Consider the following 8,934-nt stretch of genomic DNA (forward strand, 5'->3'; position numbering starts at 1 on the left):
ACCAAGGTGGTCTCCAAGAAGGACTATCCGCGCATTGAGATAGGCGAGTTCGTGCTGGACACCAACCCGACCAACTATTTCGATGATGTTGAGGAAGCGGCCTTCTCTCCCGCCAACTTCGTCCCCGGCATCGAGCCATCGCCCGACAAGCTGCTGCAGGGCCGCCTGTTCGGCTACAAGGACGCTGAGCGTTACCGTCTGGGAGCCAACTACGAACAGCTGCCCATCAACCGGCCGGTCAATGAGGTTCACAACTACGAGCGGGACGGGTTCATGTCCCAAGGGCAGGACGGATCGGTCAACTATGAGCCCAACAGCAAGGGCGGCCCCATAGAAGACAACGATGCCCGTATGCACGGCGATGCCGTCCAAGGGCAAACCGAGTACTCCCGCCCCTATGACAAGGACTACTATTCCGCAGCCGGCCGTCTCTATAGGCTGATGAGCCCGGAAGAGAAGGACCGTCTGATCCAGACCATCAAGAACAACCTGGGATCCGTTGACGACCAGGAGATCCAGGTCCTTGAGACCAAGCAGTTCTACCAGGCAGACCCGGATTACGGCCAGCGTGTAGCCGAGGCTCTTGGCCTTTCCATGGATCAGATCAAGTAACACAGAACAGGGCGGGAACTGCCGGCGACACGTCTGGACTGGTCTGCAATCCCCGCCCTGTGTTACTATTTCCTAGTTGCCTTGATCGGGGTCATGTAGTCTATGACTCCGTACATTGCAGCCTTGGAGGATTCGCCTAGTGGTCTATGGCGCACGCTTGGAAAGCGTGTTGGGTTCACGCCCTCACGAGTTCGAATCTCGTATCCTCCGCCAGCAGAGTCTTGGACAGTGGTTCAAGACTCTTTTTGTACGCACAATATCGACATTGCCATTCTTTGCACTGTCGATCCTCTTGCTTTCCCCTTTGTTTGGTCTTAGCAGGTCATTTAATATAGCGAGCTAGGCGGTCTTGTTACGATAAGGTGCCTCATCACCTAAGCACCTCGCAAGTCAGAAATGTCCGGAGGCGACAAGAGGCTGCGAGCAGAGCAGGACAGAGAAAGTTCAGAGCCATGCCTTTGCAGACTTACGACAAATGCAGGCGAAGATGTGCTCAGGCCCGTCATCAGCTACAAGTTAGCACCCATATGCTGTGCGACGGGTGATCGTACTTAAGCGAATCACCGGTCGCTTCCTCGCAGGTTCGAGACCGGGGTGGAAAAGTCACTGGCAATTCTGGTCGCCAGGCTGATAGGCGCCTCTTCTGGTCTAAGCGCCGAGTACATCCACAGTAGATTGCAGGTTATGCGATGAGAAAACGTGCTTCAAATCAGTTTGTATTTCGTACATCTATATCAGCGTCATACCTTTGCTGCAATCAGGCATTAGCACAGGGGTATGGTCGCCGGTGCATGCAATTATTCTGCTATTTTTAGGATGCATCGCAGGCAAGAGCATAACTGATTCGATTACCGAGGGCTTCCTTCGCCCCGTATTGGATAACGCTTTTCTCTTCCTTGTCGAATTCCTGGCCTTGCCCTGCACAATAGTTGTTTTCTACCTCCTCGGTGTTCCCTGCTTGACTGATTCTGGTATCTCTTCGGGCTTGAGTTATTCCGGATGGTATTGGTCTGCGCCCGAGAAGCAGTCTGGATCCGAAATGGGCTGCAGGGCACTGCAAAAGACGATGGATAAGTTGATTCTTCTATCTTCATCGTCTCTTATGCATGCGTGTCTGGGGTCTGTAATGAATCTCTTAATTCTTGTATCCACTGGCAGCAAAGGTTCACTTCGCCAATCCAGAATCCTGCTCGTTAACATTATGAGTCAATCGATGTCAGCAACGATCCCTGCTTTGAAAGCGAAAAGATACCTTTCTTACTCATTCTCAGTTTTATACCGTTTAAGGAAAAGCGAAGCGCACAGGCCTATTAGAGCTACGAATGCGAGGAAGATGAAGGCCCACTGGTAGCCCTGGTCGAGAGCCTGGGCTGTCGCGGCTCCACTGAGACTGCCGCGCAGAGCGCCGATGGTGACGATCATCATGGCTGCGGCCGTACCCAACGAACCGCCCACCTGGCGGACAGTCGAGGCAGCCGCGTTGCCATGGGCCGTGAGTTCTGCGGGCAGCGCGTTGATGCCCTCGGTGAAGGTGGTCATCATGACCAGCGCCACTCCTGCCAAGCGCAGAGCATAGCAGGAGGCGATCACGATAAGACTGGTAGTAGTGCCGAACCATATCATCGGCAAGGTTCCGGCAAGCAGCACCGTGTACCCCAAAAGGGAAATCTTCCTCGCTCCGATTCTTTGATAGATCAGACCAGAGAGGGGGTTGAATATGCCCATGACAATGGCTCCTGGCAGCATGACCAGACCAGAGGTGAGTGCGCTTGACCCGCGCGTATTCTGGAGGTATAGGGGAAGTACCAGCTCTACCCCGACCATGGCAATGTTGCTCAGGGTGCTCAGCAGACTGGTCAGGTTGAAAGTAGCGTTCGTGAAGACACGCAAATTCACCAGCGGAGACTCCAGACGCAGCTGGCGTCGGCAGAACAGGATTACGACCAGCACGCCAGCAAGCAGCAATCCCAGGTCAAGCACTGACGCACCACCCGCGTCTCCAATGGCGGACAGGGCGTACAGAATGAGCCCGAAACCCAGGCAGGAATAAACCACGGAAGGCACGTCCAGCCGGGTTCTCACCCGATGGTTGACCGTATAGACCAGGAAAAACGACGCCACCAGGATCGCGGCGCTCAAGGCAGCAAGCAGCACAAACAAGGCCCTCCAGGACCAGTGCTCCAAAACAAACCCCGAGAGCGTGGGGCCAACCGTGGGACCCAAGGCCACCACCAGGCCCACCACGCCCAGGGCCACACCGCGCCTATCCGGCGGGAAAAGCAGCAGTACCACATTCTGAATGAAAGGCATCAACGATCCAGCGGCCACGGCCTGGATGATTCTGCCCACCAATAGCAGCGGGAAATGCCCCTCGGAGAAGATACAGACCAGGGAACCAGTCAGGAAAATAGCCATCATGGCCATGAAGGTGTGCTTGGACCGGAAGTTGGAAAATACCCAAGCCGATACAGGTATCATCAGCCCCACCACCAGCAGATAGGAGGTACTCAGCCATTGTGCGGTGGATTGGGACACATGGAATTCCGCCATAATGGTTGGCAGAGCATTGTTAAGGAAAGTCTCCGCCATCAAGGCCAGGAAGGCCCCTGCCAAAAGCGTGCCCATCATCGCAGTGCGATTTCCCTCAGTCCCGCCTTGGCTTCCTTCCCCTTTGCCGCCATCCTCATTCATACCGCATCATCCCCGTCCTTCACCGACTCGGTCCGAAGCTTGTTTGATCCAACTAAAAGCAGATCAGGATTCCATGTTTCTAATGATTCGTTCCAGATAGCCGACAAGCTGTCTGCTCTCCTGCTCATCGAACCCTTTCAAGGCAAGCTTGCCCGTGGCCTCCAATGCATGCCGGATCTCGACCTGGTGGGCGTTCAGCTCCTTGCGCGCATGTCCGGTAAGCTCAAGAACCATCTGACGTCGGTCATCAGTCTGTGGCTTTGCCGTCAGCCATCCTGCCTTGACCAGCCGTTTGACAACTCCCCGAACCGTGGGATGGCTCAAACGGAACCTGTCGCCCACCGTCTTCTGCGTAACCTCCAGGCCCTCATGCTCATACAGGTAATAGACCATGACGAATTGGGGACCAGTCAGATTGGGAAAGATGCTCCGCACACACTCATTCATGTGCTTTTCCAGCAGGGTGTTGGCTATTTTGACCAGCCCCTCTGGCCGCTTCTCCGAGAGCTCCAAAAAATACCGCCTCTCTAAAATGTAGCATGCTACATTATTAGCGAAGAAAGCCTAGCTGTCAAATCAAGGAAATACAAGAACCTATTCATCAACGTTCTTAATACAGGAGGCTCGAGCAAAAGAAGAGCCTTAGCTCAGCCTTTCCGACCGGTGGGCATGCTGGTTTACCTAGCATTTAGGCCTCAGTATCGTCGTTCTGCATAGCCGATTGACTAAGCAATACTGATAGGATGATAAGTTGACACTCCATCCCACCGCCGCTGTCAACAAATCACGAGCCTTTAGTCCAATAGACCTCCTTTACCTTGGAGCGGCCAACAGCGAAAATTGCTAAACCGCATCAAGGGATCCACCAGGCAGACACACGCCTACTCTCATGCAAGAAGCTCTTTCAACACCACAAGGCCAATATTGAACCTCCTGAGACGTGGCTTCATCAGTCAATACAGTCAGACAAGAACGAATTCAGAGAAAAGCAAGCTATCCGGGTAATAGATAGTTTCCGATATGATATAGTTTCTATAATGAAATCAAATAATCCGTCCTCCCTCTACGATGCTCTCATGTATCTGCAGTGCGAATTCGTAGCAGAGCGCAACAGGGTCAACCCGGGGAACATCACCTGGCAACAGTTCGACATCCTCACCGTTCTGCGCACAGGAGCGTCCACGCCCTCACAGATTGGTCAGCGACTCGGCATAACCCGATCCAAGGTCTCCAAGAACCTCAGCACTCTGCGCGATCTCGGATACATCAGGCAGGTGCCTGACGCCCACGACCGGCGAGAGCTGGAGACCAATCTGACCCAGGATGGCCGGGACATGCTTGACATCATCGATCAACAGCATAAAACCCTTGAGGAAGATGCCCGACAGGTCTGGTCCAAAGACGAACAGGAAGAGTTCGCTACTCTTGCCAACAGGCTTATCAACAAGCTACGCCAGGAGCGAGTCGCCCAATGAGGACCGAGTGCATTCTTATTGATCGGGCCTCCACGCACAACCTCAAACAAGTCTCACTGGCCATACCCAAGAGGGCCATCACCGTGGTCACCGGCCTGTCGGGTTCAGGAAAGTCGTCTCTTGTGTTTTCCACGCTGGCAGCCGAATCACAGCGCATAATCAATCGCAGCTACAGCTCCTACATTCAGCAGCTCCTGCCCAAGTATGAGCCTGCGGAAGTCGCCCGAATCGACAACCTGCCCTTCTCCATTGTCGTAACCCAAAAGCAGCTCTCGGGCAATGCCCGCTCAACCGTGGGCACCTACACTGATATCTACACTGCCCTGCGCCTGCTGTTCTCCCGTATGGCCCAGCCCTTCATCGGGTACTCCATGACATATTCCTTCAACAATCCTGCGGGGATGTGCCCGATCTGCCAGGGACTCGGAACTGTGCGCACTCTGGTGCTTGATCGCCTGCTCAACATGGATCTCTCGCTGAACCAGGGAGCCATCTACTTTCCCACCTTCCAGCCAGGCGGCTGGAGGCTGACCAGGTATACGGATTCAGGTTATTTTGACAACGACCTGCCTCTACAGGAGTGGGACAGAGATGACCTCGACTTCCTGCTCTACGGCAAGAGGCAAAAACCGGCACACCCTGGCCCCAACTGGCACAAGACAGCCATGTATGAGGGATTGGTGCCCAGGATCACCAAGACCTTCATCAACCAGAGCAACGACAAGTACCAGCATGAGCTGGAGGAGGTTACGCGAATCACCCAATGCCCCGACTGCCAGGGGGCCAGAGTCAACGCCAAGGTGCGCTCAGCCAGGATCCGCGGACTGAACATAGCTGACTGCTCCGCCATGAGCGTGGCAGACCTCCAGGAATGGCTTGGAAAGATTCATGACGATCAGGCTGAGACCATTCTGCAGGACTTGAAACGCAAGATAGCCAATCTGATAACGGTGGGTCTGGGCTACTTGAGTTTGGAGCGTGGCACCTCCACACTTTCCGGAGGAGAGGGACAGCGTCTGAAAATCGCCAACTGCCTGAACAGCCCCTTGAATGACGTCCTCTACATCTTCGATGAGCCAAGCGTTGGCTTGCACCCCCATGACCTGACTGGGATCAAGAAAATCTTTGAGGGCTTGCGAGACAAGGGCAATACGGTAGTGATCGTGGATCATGACCCCGAGCTCATCGCCATTGCGGACCATATCGTCGATATGGGGCCAGGGGCAGGCAGTGAAGGCGGACGGATCGTCTTTGAAGGGAACTATCAGTCTCTGCTGAGAAGCGGCACAGCAACTGGCAGAGCCCTGGCAGATCCAGGCGTGGTAAATGAACCATCGGTGCCTTCGCATGGCTTCTATACAATAGACAAGGTCACTGCCCACAACGTCAGAGAAGCCCACGCCAAGATACCCCGGCAAATGCTGACTGTGGTGACCGGGGTGGCCGGCTCAGGTAAGAGCACCCTTATTAAGGAAGGCTTCATGGCTCAACATGAGGCCTTACTCCTGGATCAGAAACCAATCAAGACCAGCGGACGCTCCAACCTGTTGACCTACTTGGGTGTCTTCGACCCGCTGCGCAAGGCCTTTGCCAAGGCCACAGGCGAGTCCCCCTCGCTCTTCTCATTCAACGCTGCCGGAGCCTGTCCGGTCTGCAAGGGCAAGGGGGTCGTCACCCTGGATATTGCCTACATGGGCGACACCAGCACTATCTGCGAAAGCTGCCATGGAACCAGGTATTCAACGCAGATCTTGTCTGCCAGATACCGTGGTCTCAACATCGCCCAGGTGCTGAAACTGACTGCCAGCGAGGCTATGCACCAATATCGTGAAGTGCTGGGGCCAGCGATGAAGGCCCTGGAGGATGTGGGTCTGTCTTACCTATCCGTTGGGCAGGCTCTTGATACGCTTTCGGGCGGTGAGCTGCAACGCCTCAAGCTGGCCAGACTACTCAAGGAAGGAATTCATGAGACCCTGATTTTGGATGAGCCTACCAGCGGCCTGCATGAATCCAATATCCTGCAGCAGATTGCGCTCCTACGTAAACTCATCACCAACAAAGGACTCACTATCATCGTCATAGAACATAACCTGCGCTTCATCGGCCAGGCCGACTGGGTGATCGATATGGGCCCGGGAGCCGGAAGCGCGGGCGGAAAAGTGCTATTTGAAGGAACTCCGCTTGCGCTGATGCGCCGCAATGACACTCCTACAGCCCGAGCCATGAATGCCTATTTCGGCTTTTTCAAAGATGCCGCAGTGTAACCATAAGGGGTTGCAGTCAGATCAGCAATAGTTCAGCAATCTTGCAGACGGCGCTTCTGCCTGCCCTGCTGATCGAAATTGTCATCATCCAGCCAGGTCTCCAACCGTTCTTTCACTGCCGGCCATTCGCTGTCCAATATGGAAAACCAATCCGTATCCCGAGTACGGCCCTTGTAGACCATATCGTTCCTGAACCGGCCTTCAGCCTTGAATCCCAGCCTCAGCGCTGCCGCCCGTGAGGGCGAGTTGAGGCTGTCGCACTTCCACTCGTATCGGCGATAGCCCAAGTCCTCGAAGACATGCCTAGCCATCAGATACTGGGCCTCGGTAGCCTGCCTGCTTCTCTGCAACTCATGGGTATAGATAACGTGCCCCATCTCAATGCTTCCCACGTCGGACCTTATCCGCTGCAAGGCATACATGCCCAACAGATCCGACGAATCAAGAAGCTTCACATGCTTCCGTATATCCGCATCCTTTCCATCTGCAGACTGACCGACACTGAGTCCATGTGCAGACGGATTGCGGAGAATAGCAAAGAAGAGAGGATTGCGACTTTCAATCATGGATTCGAACCCTGAGTCGAATGATGGTCTATCAGGGTAGAGATCGTGAGTGCTATAGGTCATGATGGCTTTGTCGCATTCTGGACTGAAAATCCGTTCATAGAAGGCATCACCCTGGTTGCCGTCCAAGGGCACTGCCAGAACAGTACTGCCAGTCAAGATGACAGGCTCCGGCGTAATGGCCCCGGGAAACGAAATCGCATCACCAATAGGTTGCCCAAACTCATTGATCCTCATACCCGCATCTCCTCCCTTGGAACGATGCCCGCTCTGTCACGTACGAAAGAGGTAGCCCCAGAAGCATCAGCTATAACTCCGTACAATCCTGGCACTTAGACTACCAAGTAAACACCCCAAAAGTCCGTATGAATCCGCCTCGCGCAACCACATTTGTCCTCCTTCGCTACTTGTCTTATCGTCTTGTGCGCAAGATGCTGATCCGCCGCCACATTTGTCCACATGCACTCAACCTGGAAGACCGACTCACCTGCGAGAATTAAACTAATACGTAAGAAGAAATGATCGAGGAGCTTCAACCGGTATTTCCTCTGCCTACCGTCAGCATCGACCAAGGGAGTGATCACTATGTCCAAGGCTTTGATCGTCGTGGATGTTCAACCGACCTTCTGCGAAGGAGGTGAGCTGGGAGTCGAGGGAGGCAACGCCACGGCCGACAAAATCGCCGATTATGTCCACGACCATGCCGGGGACTATACCTACATGGCCACCACCCAGGATTGGCACATCGAACCCGGATCCCACTGGTCCGATCACCCGGATTTTGTGGACACCTGGCCCAAGCACGGCGTGGCAGGCTCACCTGGGGCGGAGCTGCATCCCAGTATTCGGGAGCTGGGCATCACCCATCACTTCAAAAAGGGCCAGTATTCAGCTGCCTACTCCGGATTCGAAGGCATCGAAGACAACACCGATAAAATCCAGAGCAGGCAGGAGTTCGCTTCGGCCAAAGCATCTGGAGTCACCTTGGCCGATGCCCTGGCGCAAGCTGGCGTTGACCAAGTGGACGTAGTAGGCATCGCCGAATCCCACTGCGTCAAGGAGACAGCCCTTGATGCCGCGAAACTGGGCTACCGGGTCACGGTCTTCGAGGATCTGACTGTCCCGGTCAGCGAGGATCAGGGCGTTGAGGCTCGAAAGGCCATGGCACAAGCCGGCATTTGTCTTCTTTCCTCCAGTGGCGACTAAAGGCAGCGGCGGAGGAATTCACCAGGGCTGAATGGTAGGGCCTACGGTGAATTCCGACACATTGGTATCCTCAGGCTGATCAATGGCAAAGGCCACCACCTGAGCCACCCGTTCGGGATC

General features: G+C 54.6%; 7 protein-coding genes and 1 tRNA gene. 5 read left to right on the forward strand and 3 right to left on the reverse strand.

Annotated elements, in window-relative coordinates; translation table 11 throughout:
- A partial coding sequence (locus AC0AP0_RS05800; protein ID WP_490429680.1) for a catalase occupies positions 1-612 on the forward strand: 612 nt, incomplete at its 5' end.
- Between the two features lie 125 nt (positions 613-737).
- A tRNA-Ser gene (locus AC0AP0_RS05805) sits at positions 738-825 on the forward strand.
- Between the two features lie 1,044 nt (positions 826-1,869).
- Here the strand turns inward: AC0AP0_RS05805 and AC0AP0_RS05810 are convergent.
- Positions 1,870-3,240, reverse strand: coding sequence for a DHA2 family efflux MFS transporter permease subunit (locus AC0AP0_RS05810; RefSeq protein ID WP_490429681.1), 1,371 nt, complete (start codon positions 3,238-3,240; stop codon positions 1,870-1,872).
- Between the two features lie 126 nt (positions 3,241-3,366).
- Positions 3,367-3,816, reverse strand: a complete 450-nt coding sequence (locus tag AC0AP0_RS05815) for a MarR family winged helix-turn-helix transcriptional regulator (RefSeq protein WP_490429682.1) — start codon at positions 3,814-3,816, stop codon at positions 3,367-3,369.
- Between the two features lie 524 nt (positions 3,817-4,340).
- Here AC0AP0_RS05815 and AC0AP0_RS05820 point away from each other — a divergent pair.
- Positions 4,341-4,778 (forward strand): MarR family winged helix-turn-helix transcriptional regulator, encoded by a 438-nt coding sequence (locus AC0AP0_RS05820; RefSeq protein ID WP_198178630.1) that lies wholly within the window; start codon positions 4,341-4,343, stop codon positions 4,776-4,778.
- Complete coding sequence (locus tag AC0AP0_RS05825) at positions 4,775-7,042, forward strand: ATP-binding cassette domain-containing protein (RefSeq protein WP_490429683.1); 2,268 nt, start codon at positions 4,775-4,777, stop codon at positions 7,040-7,042. The genes AC0AP0_RS05820 and AC0AP0_RS05825 overlap by 4 nt, the downstream gene beginning before the upstream one ends.
- Before the next feature lie 32 nt (positions 7,043-7,074).
- On the opposite strand, the gene AC0AP0_RS05830 is transcribed toward AC0AP0_RS05825, so the two are convergent.
- Positions 7,075-7,845: a GNAT family N-acetyltransferase gene (locus tag AC0AP0_RS05830; protein ID WP_490429684.1), complete on the reverse strand. Its 771-nt coding sequence runs from the start codon at positions 7,843-7,845 to the stop codon at positions 7,075-7,077.
- A 348-nt stretch (positions 7,846-8,193) separates the two neighbouring features.
- Here AC0AP0_RS05830 and AC0AP0_RS05835 point away from each other — a divergent pair, with 348 nt between their 5' ends.
- A complete protein-coding gene (locus AC0AP0_RS05835) occupies positions 8,194-8,814 on the forward strand; it encodes an isochorismatase family protein (protein WP_490429685.1) in 621 nt (206 codons plus the stop codon).
- Positions 8,815-8,934 lie beyond the last annotated feature (120 nt).

The organism is Bifidobacterium sp. POST2/T3 (B1), from assembly GCF_058197115.1.

What these genes read in the sequence shown, in the direction of transcription:
- AC0AP0_RS05810 (WP_490429681.1), bottom strand. Translation starts at nt 3,240, where the DNA reads ATGATGGGCACGCTTTTGGCAGGGGCCTTCCTGGCCTTGATGGCGGAG.
- AC0AP0_RS05820 (WP_198178630.1), top strand. Translation starts at nt 4,341, where the DNA reads ATGAAATCAAATAATCCGTCCTCCCTCTACGATGCTCTCATGTATCTG.
- AC0AP0_RS05825 (WP_490429683.1), top strand. Translation starts at nt 4,775, where the DNA reads ATGAGGACCGAGTGCATTCTTATTGATCGGGCCTCCACGCACAACCTC.
- AC0AP0_RS05830 (WP_490429684.1), bottom strand. Translation starts at nt 7,845, where the DNA reads ATGAGGATCAATGAGTTTGGGCAACCTATTGGTGATGCGATTTCGTTT.
- AC0AP0_RS05835 (WP_490429685.1), top strand. Translation starts at nt 8,194, where the DNA reads ATGTCCAAGGCTTTGATCGTCGTGGATGTTCAACCGACCTTCTGCGAA.